This is a genomic window from Bacteroides sp. MSB163, assembly GCF_036416795.1.
Taxonomy (GTDB): Bacteria; Bacteroidota; Bacteroidia; order Bacteroidales; family Bacteroidaceae; genus Bacteroides; species Bacteroides maternus.
Window position 1 is genome coordinate 728,836 of sequence record NZ_CP143867.1, and the last position, 18,547, is coordinate 747,382.

Annotated in this window: 17 protein-coding genes; 14 read left to right on the plus strand and 3 right to left on the minus strand. The window is 45.4% G+C overall.

What is annotated here, in order from left to right:
• Positions 1 to 44: 44 nt before the first annotated feature.
• Positions 45 to 2,642 (plus strand): hypothetical protein, encoded by a 2,598-nt coding sequence (locus VYM24_RS02550; RefSeq protein ID WP_425286625.1) that lies wholly within the window; start codon positions 45 to 47, stop codon positions 2,640 to 2,642.
• 92 nt (positions 2,643 to 2,734) lie between these two features.
• Here VYM24_RS02550 and VYM24_RS02555 read toward each other — a convergent pair whose 3' ends face one another.
• Positions 2,735 to 3,970 (minus strand): glycoside hydrolase family 99 protein, encoded by a 1,236-nt coding sequence (locus VYM24_RS02555; protein WP_299095317.1) that lies wholly within the window; start codon positions 3,968 to 3,970, stop codon positions 2,735 to 2,737.
• A 29-nt stretch (positions 3,971 to 3,999) separates the two neighbouring features.
• Complete coding sequence (locus VYM24_RS02560) at positions 4,000 to 6,429, minus strand: glycoside hydrolase family 95 protein (protein ID WP_299095323.1); 2,430 nt, start codon at positions 6,427 to 6,429, stop codon at positions 4,000 to 4,002.
• A gap of 615 nt (positions 6,430 to 7,044) precedes the next feature.
• On the opposite strand from VYM24_RS02560, the gene VYM24_RS02565 reads away from it, so the two are divergent.
• The 8 genes from VYM24_RS02565 (at position 7,045) to VYM24_RS02600 (ending at position 14,449) form a co-directional block, all read left to right on the plus strand.
• Positions 7,045 to 8,292: a glutamate-5-semialdehyde dehydrogenase gene (locus VYM24_RS02565; protein ID WP_330941369.1), complete on the plus strand. Its 1,248-nt coding sequence runs from the start codon at positions 7,045 to 7,047 to the stop codon at positions 8,290 to 8,292.
• Positions 8,293 to 8,318: 26 nt separating this feature from the next.
• The gene (locus VYM24_RS02570) at positions 8,319 to 9,272 is read left to right on the plus strand and encodes a Rossmann-fold NAD(P)-binding domain-containing protein (RefSeq protein ID WP_007217055.1); all 954 of its coding nucleotides are present in this window, start codon (positions 8,319 to 8,321) and stop codon (positions 9,270 to 9,272) included.
• A gap of 160 nt (positions 9,273 to 9,432) precedes the next feature.
• Entirely contained in the window at positions 9,433 to 10,074 is a 642-nt protein-coding gene (locus VYM24_RS02575) for a PASTA domain-containing protein (protein ID WP_291550274.1), read from the plus strand.
• 49 nt (positions 10,075 to 10,123) lie between these two features.
• Positions 10,124 to 11,197, plus strand: a complete 1,074-nt coding sequence (locus tag VYM24_RS02580) for an RluA family pseudouridine synthase (protein WP_330941370.1) — start codon at positions 10,124 to 10,126, stop codon at positions 11,195 to 11,197.
• Positions 11,194 to 12,168: a D-alanine--D-alanine ligase gene (locus VYM24_RS02585; protein WP_299095336.1), complete on the plus strand. Its 975-nt coding sequence runs from the start codon at positions 11,194 to 11,196 to the stop codon at positions 12,166 to 12,168. Before VYM24_RS02580 ends, VYM24_RS02585 begins: the two co-directional genes overlap by 4 nt.
• A gap of 34 nt (positions 12,169 to 12,202) precedes the next feature.
• Positions 12,203 to 13,360, plus strand: a complete 1,158-nt coding sequence (locus VYM24_RS02590) for an acyltransferase (protein WP_299095338.1) — start codon at positions 12,203 to 12,205, stop codon at positions 13,358 to 13,360.
• 8 nt (positions 13,361 to 13,368) lie between these two features.
• Complete coding sequence (locus VYM24_RS02595; protein ID WP_299095340.1) at positions 13,369 to 14,058, plus strand: NigD1/NigD2 family lipoprotein; 690 nt, start codon at positions 13,369 to 13,371, stop codon at positions 14,056 to 14,058.
• Positions 14,033 to 14,449 carry a rhodanese-like domain-containing protein gene (locus tag VYM24_RS02600; RefSeq protein WP_291550279.1) on the plus strand — a complete coding sequence of 139 codons (417 nt, stop codon included), beginning with the start codon at positions 14,033 to 14,035 and terminating at the stop codon, positions 14,447 to 14,449. The genes VYM24_RS02595 and VYM24_RS02600 overlap by 26 nt, the downstream gene beginning before the upstream one ends.
• Positions 14,450 to 14,519: 70 nt before the next feature.
• Here the strand turns inward: VYM24_RS02600 and rpmH are convergent, their stop codons facing one another.
• A complete protein-coding gene (gene rpmH, locus VYM24_RS02605; protein ID WP_002558970.1) occupies positions 14,520 to 14,681 on the minus strand; it encodes a 50S ribosomal protein L34 in 162 nt (53 codons plus the stop codon).
• 189 nt (positions 14,682 to 14,870) lie between these two features.
• On the opposite strand from rpmH, the gene efp reads away from it, so the two are divergent.
• From efp to VYM24_RS02630, 5 genes are all read left to right on the plus strand, one after another.
• Positions 14,871 to 15,437, plus strand: coding sequence for an elongation factor P (efp, locus tag VYM24_RS02610; protein WP_291550280.1), 567 nt, complete (start codon positions 14,871 to 14,873; stop codon positions 15,435 to 15,437).
• Positions 15,438 to 15,599: 162 nt separating this feature from the next.
• Positions 15,600 to 15,995: a DUF1016 N-terminal domain-containing protein gene (locus tag VYM24_RS02615; RefSeq protein ID WP_291550281.1), complete on the plus strand. Its 396-nt coding sequence runs from the start codon at positions 15,600 to 15,602 to the stop codon at positions 15,993 to 15,995.
• A gap of 84 nt (positions 15,996 to 16,079) precedes the next feature.
• Positions 16,080 to 17,069 carry a glycosyltransferase family 2 protein gene (locus VYM24_RS02620; RefSeq protein ID WP_330941371.1) on the plus strand — a complete coding sequence of 330 codons (990 nt, stop codon included), beginning with the start codon at positions 16,080 to 16,082 and terminating at the stop codon, positions 17,067 to 17,069.
• 19 nt (positions 17,070 to 17,088) lie between these two features.
• Positions 17,089 to 17,775, plus strand: a complete 687-nt coding sequence (gene radC, locus VYM24_RS02625) for a RadC family protein (RefSeq protein ID WP_061437842.1) — start codon at positions 17,089 to 17,091, stop codon at positions 17,773 to 17,775.
• A gap of 426 nt (positions 17,776 to 18,201) precedes the next feature.
• Complete coding sequence (locus VYM24_RS02630) at positions 18,202 to 18,513, plus strand: metal-sulfur cluster assembly factor (RefSeq protein ID WP_007210649.1); 312 nt, start codon at positions 18,202 to 18,204, stop codon at positions 18,511 to 18,513.
• The last annotated feature ends 34 nt before the right edge of the window (positions 18,514 to 18,547 follow it).

The following is an 18,547-nucleotide window of genomic DNA, read 5'->3' on the forward strand; positions in this document are numbered from 1 at the left end:
AAGCACTATTTTTGTACGAGCTAATACTTATATTGATATACAAAATGAAAAAGACACTATTCATTATCTTTCTTCTGCTAATATGTATGCATTCAGTCGCTCAACTTCCTGAGTACGGTTTGCATATCCAATCCTACCCACTTCAGAATTCAGAGTTTACCAGTATGGCATTAGAAGATGGAAAGCCTATAGAAACTAAAGGAGACAAGATAACTCTGAGTTTCAATCTATGGGTCAGACCTGATAATGTATTCGGAACCGTATTCCGTATCATTACTGAAAACAATAAGAATGTTGACTTGATGTACAGTGTCAGCGAAAACGACAGACGCTTCCCGATTCTGGTCACCGGAGATGCAGTATACCCTATTCAAAAAGAAGTGAGACGTGAGGCTTGGACTTCAGCCAGCCTGACCCTCGATGTTAAAGAAGGAAATATTACCGTATTGTATGACAGTACGGAAATTAATGTGAATTACCCCGACCTGAAAGGTTCGCAGAAACTACGCTTTGCTTTCGGCTATTGTCCATATGAAGGTTTCTCTTTAGCCGATGTGGCCTCCGTTAATATAAGAGATATCAGCATCAAGCGTGGATTAAAGGAAATACGCTTGTGGAAAATGGCACGCCATAATAAGAATATCTGTTATGACGAGATTTCCCACAGTCCGGCTTCTGGCAAAAATACCCGTTGGATCATAGACCAGTATATCACTTGGAAGAAGATTCATTCACAGCAATTCAAATCTTCTCCCTCTGTAGCATTCGATCCTACTGTCGGTACTTTCTATATAGCCAACAACAAACAAAAACTGTATGTTTTCCATACGGATGAAAGGATTACTGACACTATTCAGGTAAAAGGCGGAGAGTTTGTAGCCAACTACCCCAACCAGTTGATATACCTATCAGAACAACATCAGTTGTTATCCTACAACCTGAATGAAAACCTATATTCTTTCTTTGATCCTGTTTCACAAAGCTGGAAAGGGACACAGGCAGCCGTACAAGAACACGACTACTGGAATAATACACTCGTTTATAATCCGGCCAATTCTTCACTGATCAGCTTCGGTGGATATGGACATTATCATTATAATAACAAGCTATTAATTTGCTATCCCTATGAAAACACCACGCAACGTCACCTCAATCTGACGAATATTCATCCCAGATACTCTTCCAGTTCTGTCATAGTTGACAGCACACTTTATATCTTCGGAGGACGCGGTTGTCCATCCGGACGGCAGGAATTATCTCCCCGTAACTATTATGATTTATACGCTGTCAACCTGCTAACCCAGCAAGCCAATAAACTATGGGAACTCACTGAAGTTCCGGATGGAGGAGATTTTCAACCCAGTGAAAACATGATTTATGATCCCGAAAAAAAATGTTTCTACTTCTTCAGTACGCAACAAGGTGGTACATTGATGAAAATCGATACTCAAACACCACATTTCGAACTCATGTCATTGCCTATCAGAGTAAAATTAGAGTCTCAATACATGTATACTAACTTATACTATTCCCCCAAACAAAAAAAGTTATATACAGTGATTCACCAAGCTGAAGTAAGTGGTAAAGCTGATATAGACATCTATGAACTGAACTTCCCTCCGATTCCCGTTTCATCCTTTAAACAACCGGATGTGGTTGCAGGCAATACCAGTCAAAATAACCAGTCATCTATATGGTTGTACATTATAGCCGGGATACTGGTTATTACCGGAACGGGAGTTTTCTATTATAGAAAGAAAAAGGCCGAAATAAACCGGATCAAGACCGCTACCGAAGACAATAAGCAAACAGAAGCGAACAGCTTCCAACCAGAATCCGCGAATGGTTCTCAAACGAATGATATATCTGAGATAAAAATAGAGATGCCCATACACACAGAGGCTACGACATTCCACAATTATGATTTCTCCAAGGGATGTATTTGCTTCTTTGGCGGTTTCCATGTTATGGATAAAGAAGGTAATAACATTACAGCCTCATTTACTCCAACCCTTAAGGCCTTGTTGATATTGCTTGTGCTCTATACGGGAAGAGACCCCAAAGGAATCATTGGCCATAAGCTAATTCAATTATTATGGTATGACAAGACGGATGAATCTGCCAAAAACAACCGTAATGTATATATGAGTAAACTACGCGGTTTATTAGAAAAAGTAGGTGATATCAAAATATTGAATCAAAATGGCTTCTGGAGCATACAGTTTGAAGAAGGAACTATTTGCGACTATCTGGAAGCACTTCATCTATATAAAGAGAATAATAGTCAGAACTTAGAGAAACTGCTCGAGTTATTGCTGCGTGGTATGATGTTACCTAATATGGAAATCGATTGGATTGATACGTTCAAGAATGATTTTTCAAACAGCACCATCGATCTGCTTTGCAGGTTACTGAAACGGGAAGACCTCTCGGAAACATTAAAGCTAAAAATTGCAGATACACTATTCCAACATGACTATATCAACGAGGAAGCCCTCTGTGTAAAATGCCGCATCCTTTGTCAGCAAGGAAAGAAAGGGCTCGCCAAGACTGTCTATGATACTTTCTGCAAAGAATATGCAGCTTCGCTGGGAACAGAATACAAGTTCTCCTTAATGGAAATTATCGACGAACAGAACTGAAACCAATTACAATGCCCCTAAAGAAAAACGTCTGACCTGGATGCTCCCAAGTCAGACGTTTCTTATACTATATATCCGGATTCGACTTTGATTTACTTGCGTACCGGTTGCTTCATCTCCAACGGCATTTCCTTACGCAACATTTTACCGGCCTGGCCTACCAGCCACAAGTAATGATCACTGCCAATGCCTTCCTCAATGGGTACAAATGTACTGGCACCTACGGGAACCTTTTTAGCACATTTAAAGATAGCCGTACCTTCATCTATCTCATCAAACATAGCTACATAAAGCATTTCCGCACCTTCCTTCAGAGCTCCGGACAACTGCTTCCAAAGGAATGAACCTTTGTTACGCAGTATCTGCACGCTGTTCTCATGCCCCTTCATATTACGCCAGGAAAATCCCGGAAAAGCCAAAGGTGCATAATCCACTTTATTCTTTTTCGCCCACTCGATGTCCCTCTTAATCAGTCTCTGATAACGGGGATACGAATCTTCATTATACCGTCCTACAAACCAGGGCATCACAACATCACACCGCTTTATCAACTCATGCAGACGAGGGTCCGACTCGGTATCCCCACTCAATTCGCGCCAATGCGTAGGCACTCCCAGCATCACACTAAAGCCTTGTGCCTTCAAACCATTGATAATCTTTTCGGCTTCATCCAGACCGTAACGGCGGCGATCATTGAAACCTACTCCCCAGACTGTAACCAGCGGTTTTCCATTATGATACAGATAAGAGGGATTCTTGGCATGATCTTTCAGAGAATGACGTTTAGCCACATCAGTAATATCTTTCAGTAAAACATCCTCATCACCGGGACGCATACCACTTAAATCATACATGACACAAATAGCACGTTCGTATTTATTGGCTGCTTTCATGGCAGAGTTCAAAACAGTATTGAAATGTTTCAAACCACTCTTACCACGAATTTCCCCGACAAAACGCTGCATAAACACACCATCCAATCCATATTCTTTCATCCATCTGAAATGAGTATCTACCGTAGACTCATCGTGTGAAGAGAAAGTATAGGCGGGCGTTCCGTCTGCAAACTTAAACTCCGTCTTATACAGTTTTTTATACTCCGATACTTCCGGCCAGAAATCAATCGTACAAGAACCGGGGCGAAAGCCATCGTGTCCGGTATAGTGATACCACCCTCGATTGGCGCCATCATCAGGGGCATTAAACCACCCCTGATAACCTGCCATCACCAATCCTTTGTACGAATTGTACTGTTTACCGGCAGCCTGCGCCGTAATACCTATTGAAAATAACAAGCATACAATAAACCAATTTAATCTTTTTACCATAATCTATTTCTTATTCGTTGTATCGATTGTCATAATGCTCTGTGCAATGTGTACTTTTCTCCCGGTTGTGTCTGTATATCATACTCATAAATCTTATACAAGAGAGGATATTGCGCCCTTAATCCGGCAGCAACCAGCGGTTCCTTAATATCTCCGCGCTTCATCAACGGATTCGGATTATCGCCTTTCGCTTCCTTAAGACCTGCACCTTCCAACGGTACATACGAACGTATACGCAGATTGCCGCCAATGCGTGAGGTTACGGTAGCTGTAGTCAATTCACCGCCATCCCAGTCCATGTCCACTTCAAAAGCACCGCGGGCTACCAGACCTTTCACGCTACCCTTGTTCCAATCCTGAGGCAAGGCGGGTAATAGATGCAAGGCCTCGTCATGACTTTGAAGCAACATCTCGGCTACCCCGGCTGTGAAACCGAAGTTTCCATCAATCTGGAAAGGCGGATGCGCGTCAAACATATTCGGGTAAGTACGTCCGTCAGGATTATCCTTTTCCACCAGCTTCAGCATATTCTTGATAATCTTATAAGCATGATCACCGTCGAGCAGACGTGCCCATAGATTGATTTTCCAGCCGATAGACCACCCCGTAGCCATGTCACCCCGATAGAGAAGTGAACGTTTAGCTGCCTGGAAAAGTTGCGGATGCGCATAGGGGGAAATCTGGTTACTGGGATAAAGTCCGTATAAGTGGGAAACATGACGATGGTCATTATTCGGGTCATCCACATCCGCCAACCACTCCTGCAACTGGTTATGCTTGCCTATCTGCATAGGTGGCAAACGCTTAATCATACTTTGCAGACTATCCCGATAGGAAGTATTAGCGGGATACAACAGTTGAGTAGCCGACAGTACGGAAGTCAACGCATCCAGCACAATCTGAGTGTCCATCGTACATCCGGCGGTAATCATCGTACCGGTTCCCGGAGGGCCCTGTTCGGGAGACATAGAAGGAGCACAAACCATCCAGCCATATTTAGGATGTTCCACCAGAAAATCAAGGAAGAAATCAGCTGCCCCCTTCAAGGCCGGATAAGCTGTTTTCAGGAATGCCTGATCGCCTGTATAAAGATAATGTTGCCACAGATGCTGGCTCAGCCAAGCGCCACCCAACGGCCAGACATACGAAGCGCCATCCACAGGCCCGGCCATACGCCACAAGTCGGTGTTATGATGTACAGTCCATCCGCGGCACTCATACAAGGTACGCGCCGTGCCTTGTGCCGACTCTGACAATTCTTTCACCATCTGAAACAGTGGTTCATGCATTTCCGGAAGATTTGTCACTTCTGCCGGCCAGTAGTTCATCTCCGTATTAATATTGATGGTGTACTTTCCATCCCACGGAGCCAATAGTTCCTGGTTCCAGATACCTTGCAGTCCGGCAGGCTGTCCGCCGGGTTGCGAAGAGGATATAAGCAGGTAACGCCCGAACTGGAACATTAACGCCACCAATCCCAGATCTTTCCTTTCATTGAAATGCTTGATACGGTAAGATGTTTCTTCTTTACTGGAGGGACCAATGTTCAGAGAGACACGCCCGAAAAGCTTTTGATAAGCTTCCTCATGAGCAGTAAGAGCCTGAGCATAAGGACGCTTCATGGCTTTTGTCAGAAATTCCGTTGCCCGACGGGTTTCATTGGCACTTACATCTTTATAATTGACGAAGTTGGTTGCAGCCGTCACATAAATCACAGCAGCATCTGCACCTTTCACTTCAATGCAATCATTGGCGACATTAACTTTACCCTTCTCCGCCTTGATCTGCGTGCGGGTTTCAAAACGAATAGCTCCCGGAATACCTTCGTGCGCCGAACCATGTCCGGACAGCAGCAGACTCTTACCATTCTTCTTTATCTCGTACTCTTTATGCGGAGTACTATATCGGGTTGTAAAATTGACTGTACCGGGTTTATCCGCTTCGATACGGATGATCAAAGCATTATCTACCAAAGAAGTAAATATGGTACGGGTATAATTCACTTCGCCTATCTTATAGCGTACGGATGCAACTGCACGTTCCAGATCCAAATCCCTGCGATAATCGGAGTAACCGGCATGTCCGTCAAATTCCAGCATCAAGCTGCCAATCGTCTGGAAAGGCATTCCATGTTGCCCGGTAAAGAAGTTATCAGCCATTATCTTTTCGGCTTCTTTCTCACGCCCTGCAAAAATAAGTTCCCTGACTTTAGACCATACACCGAATGCCTTCGGACTATCGTTGCGGTGAGGACCACCGCCCCAGACAGTCTCCTCATTCAACTGTATCTGTTCGTTAACCACTCCGCCATAAACCATGGCGCCCAAACGTGAGTTACCCAAAGGTAACGCTTCGGTCCATACTTTGGCAGGTTGCTGATACCAGAGTTTTAAATCATCAGCTTTAGCCATCAAGCAGCAAGCACATACAATGCACAGACCTATCAAACGGTTTTTCATGATTTTTATAAGTTTATGTTTTCCGAATGCAAAGAAAAGCGCGACTCATTAATAATATCAATGAAAAGACATTAATATCAACTTAAAATAGAATTAATAAGGATTAATGTCGAAAATAATTCATTTTTATACGGTTATGAATCTTTTCACCACAGAGGACACAGAGTTAACAGAGTTTTTTAGGCTTCTAATTCATAGATAATTATAACCTCTGTGCTCTCTGTGTCCTCTGTGGTGAATAATTCATTTCTACACAGATATGCATTATACAGGAGTGAACTGAGAAACATAACTTCCTGTGTGATAGTGTACTTGGGGTCCCACAAAGATTAGTCGTAGTGGGACACTCGTTCAGTCGTAATGGGAAGTGGTTTCAGTCGTAGTGGGAAGTAGGTTCAGTCGTAATGGGAAATACGTTCAGTCCTAATGGGAATATAGCTCATTACTTGCACCGTTATAAATCAAACAATAGTCGATATACACTACGCCTTATACCAAAGTCACAATGGCACACGGCTCTTTCTTCTGTTATCATTCTTTTTCAAAGGGATAAAGCAGGCATTCCCGATATAATTATTACATTTGCAGGGTAATCGATAAAAGAAGTACAAAGAAATGGACTTAAACAAAGTATTTGCCACCGTGCAGGAAGCCAGTCGGGAATTGTTATCACTGAGCGATAAAGAAATCAATCAGATACTATTGGCTGTAGCGGACGCTGCCCTGGCGAAATCAGACTTCATCCTCGCCGAGAACAAGAAGGATCTGGAAAGAATGGATCCGAAAGATCCGAAATACGACCGGCTGAAGCTGACCGTAGAACGCCTGCAAGGCATCGCTGCCGATACACGCAATGTAGCAACCCTTCCCTCACCCGTGGGACGCACGCTGAAAGAGCACACACATCCCCTGGGGATGAGACTCCGGAAAGTAAGTGTCCCGTTTGGCGTCATCGGCATTATATACGAAGCACGCCCCAACGTGAGTTTCGACGTATTCTCCCTTTGCCTGAAAAGCGGAAACGCCTGCATACTGAAAGGCGGCAGTGACGCCGATTCTTCCAACCGTGCCATTATCAACGTGATACACGAAGTACTGGAACACTTCAACATCAACCGGCACATCGTAGAATTACTGCCTGCCGACCGGGAAGCTACAGCCGAGTTGCTGAATGCCCGAGGCTATGTAGACTTGCTTATTCCGCGTGGCAGCAGCAGTCTCATCAACTTTGTGCGTCAGAATGCCACCATACCTGTCATTGAAACAGGCGCAGGTATCTGCCACACTTTCTTCGACCGCTACGGTGATGTAGAGAAAGGCGCAGCTATCATCAACAATGCCAAAACGCGCCGCGTCAGCGTATGCAATGCTCTGGACTGTCTATTAATTGACAGTGACCGCCCGGGCGATCTGCCGGCACTTTGCGCGCCGTTGCAAAAAAGCAATGTGACAATCTATGCGGATATGTACGCATACAACGCACTGAAGGGAAGCTATCCTGCGGAGCTACTGAAGGAGGCTACGGAGGAAGACTTCGGTACGGAATTCCTGGACTACAAGATGTCCATTAAAACCGTTCAGTCCATTCGTGAAGCCATAGCACATATTCAGAAATACGGTTCCAAACACAGCGAATGTATTGTAACCGAAGATAAGGCCCGTGCCGAGTGGTTCTGTCGTGATGTGGACGCCGCCTGCGTATACGTCAACGTACCGACTTCCTTTACAGACGGGGCACAGTTCGGTCTGGGTGCCGAAATCGGTATCAGCACGCAGAAGCTGCACGCCCGCGGTCCCATGGCTCTGGAAGAACTGACCACGTACAAGTGGATTGTCGAAGGAGAAGGACAGGTAAGGAAGTGAAATTATAAATTACAAAATATATCAACATGAAGAAGTTTACTTGTGTGCAGGACATCGGAAATCTGAAAGCTGCACTGGATGAAGCATTTGAGATTAAGAAAGACCGTTTTAAATACGTAGAGTTGGGACGGAACAAGACGTTGATGATGATTTTCTTCAACTCCAGCTTACGTACCCGTCTCAGCACGCAGAAAGCGGCTACGAATCTGGGCATGAATGTTATCGTGCTGGACATCAACCAGGGAGCATGGAAATTGGAGACGGAACGCGGTGTCATCATGGATGGAGACAAACCCGAACATCTACTGGAGGCTATTCCTGTGATGGGTTGCTACTGCGACATCATCGGCGTACGTTCGTTCGCCCGCTTCGAGAACAAAGAGGATGACTATAACGAGGTAATCATAAACCAGTTCATCCAACATTCCGGTCGCCCGGTGTTCTCAATGGAAGCAGCCACCCGCCATCCGTTGCAAAGCTTTGCCGACCTCATCACAATTGAAGAATATAAGAAGACGGCACGCCCTAAAGTGGTAATGACCTGGGCGCCGCATCCGCGTCCATTGCCCCAAGCCGTGCCTAATTCTTTTGCCGAATGGATGAACGCCACGGATTATGATTTTGTCATCACCCACCCCGAAGGTTACGAACTTGCTCCGCAATTCGTAGGAAATGCCCGTGTGGAATATGATCAGATGAAAGCCTTCGAAGGCGCTGACTTCGTCTATGCCAAGAACTGGGCGGCTTATGCCGGAGATAATTACGGACAGATCCTAAGCAAAGATCGTGAATGGACCGTAAGCGACCGCCAGATGGCAGTAACCAACAATGCTTATTTCATGCACTGCCTGCCCGTGCGCCGTAATATGATTGTAACAGATGATGTCATCGAAAGTCCGCAATCTATTGTCATCCCCGAAGCGGCTAATCGTGAAATATCAGCTACGGTAGTATTAAAGAGATTGCTTGAGTCACTCTGAACTGAATAAGGAGTTAGAGGAGTTCTAACTTCTTTAACTCCCGAGCGAAGTGATAACTTCTTTCTCCTTTTAAAAAGCTCCTCAGCATCAAAAATAAGCAAGCATATTTTGTACTGCTTTCGGTTTGCATTATCTTTGTCCCCAAACAACGCCAAGGATTATGACTATAAAAGAGTTTTTTTCTTTCAAACAGAATAAGTTTTTCTGGATAAACCTGATCGCAATGGTCATTGTGGTTGCCCTTGTACTGTTTGGAGTGCTGAAGGGACTGGATATATACACCCGTCACGGTGAAGCGGTAGTAGTGCCCAACGTGAAAGGTATGGGAGTGGCAGAAGCCGAGAAAATGTTCCGTAACCAAGGCCTTACCTGCATCGTTTCCGACTCCAGCTACGTAAAAAACTTACCAGCCGGATGCATCCTCGAACACAATCCTGCCGCCGGACAGAAAGTGAAAGAAGGACGCACCATCTATCTGACCATAAACACCCTGAGTACTCCTTTGCTAATCGTTCCCGATGTAGCGGACAACAGTTCCATGCGCCAAGCGCAGGCACGCCTGCTGGCGGCCGGCTTCAAACTGTCCGAGAACGAACGCATAGCCGGAGAAAAAGACTGGGTATACGGTGTGAAATATAAAGGCCGTACACTGACCAAAGGTGAAAAAGTACCTGTAGGTGCCACACTTACACTAATTGTGGGAGACGGTGGAGAAGTGCCTCAGGAAGGGGATTCTACAGCAGTAGAAGCTACCGCCCCTACCTCCTCTAAAGATTCCGCAGCAGACGAGTCCTGGTTTTAAACTTGATCATACGGGGAATAATAACAATAACACATAGAAAGAACAAGGAATGATAGAAGATTTGCCGGACGACATAGTGACTGAGGATGATCTGGACGACATAGAACCTGTCGGTGATGAAGCCCAACTCTATGAACACTTCCGTGTGGTAGTGGATAGAGGACAGGAAATGATGCGCGTAGACAAATACCTGTTCGACCGCCTGACAAACGCTTCGCGCAACCGCATACAGAAATCAGCGGAAGCCGGTTTCGTAATGGCTAACAACAAACCAGTCAAGAGCAGCTACAAGGTGAAACCGATGGATGTCATCACCATCATGATGGACCGTCCGCGTTATGAAAACGAAGTCATTCCCGAAGACATTCCACTTAATATAGTCTACGAGGATAAATACCTCATGGTAGTGAACAAACCTGCCGGACTGGTGGTACACCCCGGACACGGAAATTACCAGGGGACTTTAGTGAACGCCATCGCCTGGCACATGAAAGATAATCCCGACTACGATGCCAACGACCCGCACGTCGGTCTGGTTCATCGCATTGATAAAGACACTTCCGGGCTGCTCGTCATAGCCAAAACACCGGATGCCAAAACCAACCTCGGTATGCAGTTCTTCAACAAAACCACCAAACGACGCTACCGCGCCCTGGTGTGGGGAACCGTTGAACAGGACGAGGGAACCATCACCGGAAACATTGGCCGGAATCCCAGAGACCGCATGCAGATGACTGTTCTGCCCGATGATCAGGGAAAGCATGCCGTGACCCATTACCGGGTTCTGGAGCGTCTGGGCTATGTCACTCTTGTAGAATGCATTCTTGAAACGGGACGTACCCATCAGATACGTGTTCACATGAAACATATCGGCCATGTACTCTTCAATGATGAGCGCTATGGCGGTCACGAGATTCTGAAAGGTACCCATTTCAGTAAATACAAACAATTTGTAAATAACTGCTTCGATACTTGTCCACGGCAGGCATTACACGCCATGACACTGGGTTTTATACATCCCGCCACCGGCGAAGAGATGTACTTCACCTCCGAAATGCCCGAAGACATGACCTTGCTGATAGACAAATGGAGAGGCTACATCAGTAACAGAGATTTAGAATGAGACGCACGATTGCTATTGTTTGCGGAGGCGATACCTCCGAATTTCAGGTTTCCCTGCGCAGCGCACAGGGCATCTACTCCTTTATCGATAAGGAAAAGTACACATTATATATTGTGGAGATGCACGGACTCGACTGGCACGTACAACTGCCCGACGGCGGCAAAGCACCCATTGACCGGAATGACTTCAGTTTTCAGATGAATGGCAGGAAGGTAACATTCGACTTTGCCTACATCACCATTCACGGCACTCCGGGCGAGGACGGACGCTTGCAAGGCTATTTCGACCTCCTTCACATCCCCTACTCATGTTGTGGTGTACTGGCAGCTGCACTTACGTATGACAAGTTTGCCTGCAACCAATATCTCAAAGTTTTTGGAGTACGCATAGCAGAGTCCTTAGTGCTTCGCCAGGGACAATCCATTTCCGATGAAGATGTGATTGAAAAGATAGGTTTGCCCTGTTTCATCAAACCCAGTCTGGGAGGTTCCAGCTTTGGCGTAACGAAAGTTAAGACGAAAGAACAAATACAGCCTGCCATTGTTAAGGCATTCGATGAAGCGCAAGAAGTTCTGATAGAAGCTTACATGGAAGGCACCGAAGTGACCTGCGGTTGTTATAAGACCAAAGAGAAGTCAGTCGTATTCCCTATCACCGAAGTAGTGACCGAAAATGAGTTCTTCGACTACGACGCCAAGTACAACGGACAGGTTTCCGAAATCACCCCAGCCCGTATCTCCGATGACCTGACGCACCGGATACAGACACTGACTTCCGCCATTTACGATATCCTGGGCGCTTCAGGTATCATTCGTGTGGATTACATCATCACTGCCGGAGATAAAGTCAATCTGCTGGAAGTGAACACCACGCCCGGAATGACGGCTACCAGCTTCATACCCCAGCAGGTACGTGCCGCAGGATTAGACATTAAGGATGTAATGACTGATATAATTGAGAACCAGTTTTAGTGACTAACCTACTAATCACTAAACGTTAATCATTATGAATATGGAATTTGATGAAATCCGCCCTTATCATGACGAGGAGCTTCCTCAGATTTACGAGGAACTGATTGCTGATCCAGCTTTTCGGCAGGTGGCGTCTGCTGTTTTCCCGGAAGTTCCCTTTGAGGTACTTGCACAGAAAATGCGTACATGCAGGACGAAGTTGGAGTTTCAGAAAGTATTCTGTTACACAATTCTGAAAAGATTAGCCAGAGATACAACTCAGGGAGTGACTCTGGACCTTACGGCACTGACGGATAAGGCATCCGCTTATACTTATATCTCCAACCACCGCGATATCATTCTCGACTCCGGATTCCTGTCCGTAGAGTTGATAGACAAAGATATGGATACAGTGGAAATCGCCATCGGCGATAACTTGCTGATCTATCCCTGGATTAAGAAGTTCGTGCGTGTCAACAAATCATTCATAGTACAACGTGCCCTGACCATGCGCCAAATGCTGGAATCTTCCGGACGCATGTCGCGCTATATGCACCACACCATTAAGGATAAGAACCAGTCCATCTGGATAGCCCAACGTGAAGGGCGTGCCAAAGACTCCAACGACCGTACTCAGGAAAGCGTTCTCAAGATGCTGGCTATGGGCGGCGAGGGTGACATCATCGACCGCCTGATTGAAATGAACATCCTTCCATTGGCCATTTCGTACGAATACGATCCTTGTGATTACCTGAAAGCACAGGAGTTCCAACTGAAACGCGATATACCGGACTACAAGAAGACGCAGGAAGACGACCTGAAGAATATGCAGACCGGCTTGTTCGGACCTAAAGGACGCGTACACTTCCAAGTAGCATCGTGCATCAATGAAGAGCTGGAAAAACTGGACCGTTCTCTCTCCAAACACGAACTGTTTTCACTGATCTCCGCCCTCATAGACCGGAGAATCCATGCAAACTATCGTATGTATCCCGGCAATTACATAGCTCACGATTATTTGTCGGGTACTCAGGCCTTTGCCGGTCATTATACCGCCGAAGAGAAAAAACACTTCACTGACTACATCGACCAGCAACTTGCACGCATTGAACTGCCCAATAAAGACATCCCGTTCCTGCGCGAAAAGATGTTGTTGATGTATGCCAATCCACTGACGAATTATTTGGCTACAAGAACTGATAATCCGAAATAGAGTAATATATGAAAGGTAAGCTACAATTTCCGGTTTCTTTACGCTGGTTTCTCCCCATACTGGTATTCATGCTGGTTTCCTGCGGCGATGACGATGATTATCATTATCCGTCCGTAAAACTGGATTTCCTGACTGCACAGGCCGGTGCCGACGGCAGCCTGCAATCCGTGCTGACGGATGAAGGCGAAACACTTGCAATAGTGGAAGACGCGTCGAAAACGCGTATAGACGCTAATGCCTCTGCCCGCATTGTCAGCAACTATGGCAAGGCGGAAGCTGCCGATGGGACACCCGGAGTGAAATTGTATGCAGTATTGAGTGCCATATCCCCTGTGCCGCAGTCTGCGGATAAATTTAAGGATGGAATCAAGCGTGATCCGGCAGATATACTGAGTATCTGGATGGGGATTGATTATCTGAACATAATGCTGGAAATCAAGTCGCAGAACGGAAAGCACTCGTTCCATTTCATTGAGGACGAAGTCACCACAGATAAAGAAGCGGGAACCCGGACGGTACGTCTGTCTCTCTATCATGATGATGGCGGAGATGTGCAGGCATACACGAAACGTGCGTATGCGTCCGTTCCGTTACGGCAATATGCAGAGGATGGAATTGATAAAGTTACAATCTATTTCAGCTTAAACACGTATTCCGGCAAAGAAGTAACTTATGAATTTGAATATAATCCCCGGTAAGATGAAAATAAATTCTTTGATTGCAGGCATCTGCCTATTCTTCTCCTCTCTTTTCTCCTGTCAGCAGAAAGGAGATTTCAAGTCTGTATCCGTGGAAGATTTCTCCACGCTGATAGCCAATCCTGAGATACAACGTCTGGATGTACGCACCGTAGCCGAATACTCAGAGTCACACATTCCCAAAAGCATCAACATCAATGTGCTTGATAAGACTTTTGCGGAAATAGCCGACTCCACTCTACAGAAAGATAAACCCGTTGCTTTGTATTGCCGTAGTGGTAAACGCAGTAAAAAGGCTGCCGCTATACTCAGCGAAAAGGGATACGTGGTTTACGACCTCGACAAAGGTTTCGAAGAATGGAAAAAAGCCGCAAAGGAAATAGAGGAATAATAAAGAAAAGCCGCAAAGCACTGTTATCAGTCCTTTGCGGCTTTCTTATTCTTTATTACAAAGAGTTTACTTATGCTTTCACTCCGTTGTATTCGTCAGAAACAGTCAGTTTCTTGCGGCCTTTGGCACGACGTGCAGCTAATACTCTGCGACCGTTAGCGGAAGCCATTCTCTCACGGAAACCGTGTTTGTTTTTTCTCTTTCTGTTAGAGGGTTGAAATGTTCTTTTCATTACTGTATATTGTTTTATGTTATTATTTCACGTAATCGGGCTGCAAAAATAGGGACTTTTTTCAAAATAACCAAGAGTTAAGTCTTTTTCTCTCAAAACTTTTTGCGATTTTTACTGATTTCCATTACTTTTGCACCCGCAAAGCTCAGTAGAGACAATTATATAACATCTAAAATAAAAAATATTAGTATGATTAATGCCCAAGACATTAAAATCGGAACTTGTATCCGTATGGACAACAAGTTGTATTTTTGTATTGACTTCCTGCATGTAAAGCCGGGAAAAGGTAACACTTTCATGCGTGTTAAACTGAAAGACGTAGTAAATGGCTATGTGTTGGAACGCCGCTTTAATATCGGTGAAAAACTGGAAGATGTACGCGTAGAGCGTCGTCCCTATCAGTTCTTATATAAAGAAGGTGAAGATTATATCTTCATGAACCAGGAAACTTTCGATCAGCACCCCATTGCACACGACCTGATCAACGGTGTTGACTTCCTGCTGGAAGGTGCTGTGCTGGACGTAGTATCTGATGCTTCTACTGAAACTGTTCTTTATGCTGATATGCCCATAAAGGTTCAGATGAAGGTTACTTATACAGAACCGGGTGTAAAGGGTGACACAGCTACAAATACATTGAAACCTGCCACTGTAGAGTCCGGTGCAACTGTACGCGTTCCGTTGTTCATCAATGAAGGTGAAACAATTGAAATTGATACTCGTGACGGTTCTTATGTTAGCCGTGTGAAAGCATAAGCCCGTTCTCGTTACCATACATTATATAAGCTGCCTGTCAGGAGAATTAAACACTCCCGACAGGCAGTTTTTTTCTATTGCCAGTAAAAGAATACACAACTGGGAGAGATTATCGGAAAATAATGATCTATCTTTGTAAGCAATAAGTAATAGAATTGCAACATGAGTAAACTGATAAAGACAGACAACGAATATAAAGAGTGGATAGGCGAACTGAAACAGCGTATCCGCCAGAGTCAGATTAAGGCAGCGGTAAAAGTAAATACGGAGTTATTGAAACTATACTGGAGTATAGGAGGTGATATAGTCCGGTTAAAAGCGGAAGCAAAATGGGGAACTAACATAATGTCTCAAATTAGCTTAGACCTCAAAGAAGAATTCTCTAACTTAGGAGGATTTTCTGAAACAAACCTACGCTACATAAAAAGATTCTATTTATTTTATGGACAGAATCAGCCCCAAGTTGGGGCTAAAATAAAGTCAAAAAAGCAAGAACAACATAGTGGCACGATATACGCTGGATACAGCCAACCTGCCCATCGGCATATCAGAATATGACTTAAATCATCTCTTTCCCAAAGATTTCAAGAGTACCCTGCCCAGCATTGAAGAAATAGAAAACGAACTAAAAGATTAAGACCTATGAGATACTCCGTCATTATTCCTGTATACAACCGTCCCGACGAAGTGGACGAACTGTTGCAAAGTCTGACCGAACAGAGTTTCAAAGACTTTGAAGTCGTGATTGTGGAAGATGGCTCCTCCATTCCCTGCAAGGAAGTAGTGGACAGATATCAGGATAAACTGGACATACACTATTACAACAAACCGAATTCCGGTCCCGGACAAACCCGTAACTATGGCGCCGAACGAAGCGCGGGGGAATACCTGATCATCCTGGATTCCGACTGCATCCTGCCCGCAGGCTATCTTGCCGCCACCGAAAAAGAACTACAAGCCAGTCCTGCCGATGCTTTCGGCGGACCGGACCGGGCTCACGAGTCTTTTACAGATATACAAAAAGCCATCAACTACTCCATGACCTCTTTCTTCACTACCGGAGGCATCCGGGGAGGAAAAAAGAAAATGGATAAGTTCTATCCGCGCAGCTTCAACATGGGTGTTAATCGAGACGTATATGCCGCATTGGGCGGTTTTTCAAAGATGCGATTCGGAGAAGACATAGACTTCAGCATCCGGATATTCAAAAGCGGTTACCGCTGCCGGTTATTCCCCGATGCATGGGTGTATCATAAACGCCGCACGGACTTAAAGAAATTCTTCAAGCAAGTGCATAACTCAGGAATTGCGCGCATCAATCTATATAAGAAATATCCGGAATCACTGAAAGTCGTCCACCTCCTGCCCGCAGCATTCACACTGGGAGTAGCGGTACTGCTGCTTGGTGCTCCTTTCTGCCTTTACAGTCTGACGCCCATTGCTTTGTATGCACTGCTGGTATGCATAGACTCTTCCATCCAGAACCGAAGCCTGCGCATCGGCATCTATTCCATTGCCGCCTCCTTTATCCAACTCATCGGATATGGCACAGGCTTTTGGAGAGCATGGTGGAATCGCTGCATACTTGGCAAAGACGAGTTTGAGGCTTTCAAAAAAAACTTTTATAAATGATTAGCGATTAGTGACCAACATGGAGAAACTGACTATCAATCAGTGGGCGGAAGAAGACCGTCCGCGGGAAAAGATGATGCTAAAGGGGGCGGAAGCCCTCAGCGATGCCGAATTACTTGCCATCCTTATCGGTTCGGGGAACACAGAAGAAAGCGCGGTATCACTTATGCAACGGGTACTTTCCACTTGCGGCAACGACCTCAATCAATTGGGTAAATGGGAAGTGCAGGACTTTTCCCGCTTCAAAGGCTTCGGTCCCGCCAAGAGCATCACCATCATGGCAGCATTGGAACTGGGTAAACGCCGCAAGCTACAGGAACGTCCGGAACGTGCCACCATCCGCTCTTCCAAGGACATCTACGAAATCTTTCACCCGCTTCTTTGCGACCTGGCACACGAAGAATTCTGGGTTTTACTCCTTAACCAGGCCTCCCGCGTCATCGACAAATCCCGCATCAGCCGCGGTGGCATCGACCAGACTACCGCCGACGTACGCAGCATCCTGCGCGAGGCCTTAATACAACGAGCCACACAAATAGCTTTGATACACAACCATCCTTCCGGCAGCCCACGCCCCAGCACAGACGATCAACGCCTGACGCAACTTGTCCAAAAAGGCGCTCAGACAATGAACATCCGCCTCATCGACCACGTTATTGTAACAGACGGAAAGTATTACAGCTTTAACGATGAAGGAATGATTTAAGTGGCAAGTAGCCCCGGTAGCTTACCGCCATAGCCCAGCAACAACCTGAACATTAAGAGATAAGACAGAAAACATGAAAGGAAGCCATCCGGATCTTCCTTACCTCTCATGCACAAGATGGCATCTCGTACAACACAAGGTAGCATCTTACACAACACAAGATGGCATCTTGCGCATGAGAGGTAAGGAAGATTCAGATGAAAGGTAGTAATGCTTGATATACAAGCCAGTAATGTGCTTGATAAAAGCTCTTAATATTCGAGTTGCAGAGTGCCTGTGACAGGCTTTTTCAAAACCCGTTCCTTTGTAGTTTCAATTTATTTCTTTAGCTTTGCTTCACGAAGACGAGTTGCATCAGCATAATGCAAATAAATTTGCTTCCGCTTCCGGTTTCAACTATCTTTGCCTAACTAAAATGATACGAATATGACCAAGTTTGAAATAGAAGAAAAAATAGTAGCGATGCTCAAAACCGTATTCGACCCGGAAATCCCGGTAAACGTATACGATCTGGGACTTATCTACAAAATAGATGTCTCCGACAGTGGAGAAGTAAATATTGATATGACCTTGACAGCACCCAACTGTCCGGCAGCCGACTTCATCATGGAAGATGTGCGCCAGAAAGTGGAATCAGTGGACGGTGTATCTGCCGCCACCATCAATCTGGTGTTCGAACCGGAATGGGACAAGGATATGATGAGCGAGGAAGCCAAACTGGAACTGGGATTCCTGTAAGCAACCCCATTGCAAGTAATTACTGATTACTTGC

Bases quoted from the DNA above. Each gene is read 5' to 3' on its own strand.
- VYM24_RS02550 (WP_425286625.1), top strand. From the start codon at position 45: ATGAAAAAGACACTATTCATTATCTTTCTTCTGCTAATATGTATGCAT.
- VYM24_RS02555 (WP_299095317.1), bottom strand. From the start codon at position 3,970: ATGGTAAAAAGATTAAATTGGTTTATTGTATGCTTGTTATTTTCAATA.
- VYM24_RS02560 (WP_299095323.1), bottom strand. From the start codon at position 6,429: ATGAAAAACCGTTTGATAGGTCTGTGCATTGTATGTGCTTGCTGCTTG.
- VYM24_RS02565 (WP_330941369.1), top strand. From the start codon at position 7,045: ATGGACTTAAACAAAGTATTTGCCACCGTGCAGGAAGCCAGTCGGGAA.
- VYM24_RS02570 (WP_007217055.1), top strand. From the start codon at position 8,319: ATGAAGAAGTTTACTTGTGTGCAGGACATCGGAAATCTGAAAGCTGCA.
- VYM24_RS02575 (WP_291550274.1), top strand. From the start codon at position 9,433: ATGACTATAAAAGAGTTTTTTTCTTTCAAACAGAATAAGTTTTTCTGG.
- VYM24_RS02580 (WP_330941370.1), top strand. From the start codon at position 10,124: ATGATAGAAGATTTGCCGGACGACATAGTGACTGAGGATGATCTGGAC.
- VYM24_RS02585 (WP_299095336.1), top strand. From the start codon at position 11,194: ATGAGACGCACGATTGCTATTGTTTGCGGAGGCGATACCTCCGAATTT.
- VYM24_RS02590 (WP_299095338.1), top strand. From the start codon at position 12,203: ATGAATATGGAATTTGATGAAATCCGCCCTTATCATGACGAGGAGCTT.
- VYM24_RS02595 (WP_299095340.1), top strand. From the start codon at position 13,369: ATGAAAGGTAAGCTACAATTTCCGGTTTCTTTACGCTGGTTTCTCCCC.
- VYM24_RS02600 (WP_291550279.1), top strand. From the start codon at position 14,033: ATGAATTTGAATATAATCCCCGGTAAGATGAAAATAAATTCTTTGATT.
- rpmH (WP_002558970.1), bottom strand. From the start codon at position 14,681: ATGAAAAGAACATTTCAACCCTCTAACAGAAAGAGAAAAAACAAACAC.
- efp (WP_291550280.1), top strand. From the start codon at position 14,871: ATGATTAATGCCCAAGACATTAAAATCGGAACTTGTATCCGTATGGAC.
- VYM24_RS02615 (WP_291550281.1), top strand. From the start codon at position 15,600: ATGAGTAAACTGATAAAGACAGACAACGAATATAAAGAGTGGATAGGC.
- VYM24_RS02620 (WP_330941371.1), top strand. From the start codon at position 16,080: ATGAGATACTCCGTCATTATTCCTGTATACAACCGTCCCGACGAAGTG.
- radC (WP_061437842.1), top strand. From the start codon at position 17,089: ATGGAGAAACTGACTATCAATCAGTGGGCGGAAGAAGACCGTCCGCGG.
- VYM24_RS02630 (WP_007210649.1), top strand. From the start codon at position 18,202: ATGACCAAGTTTGAAATAGAAGAAAAAATAGTAGCGATGCTCAAAACC.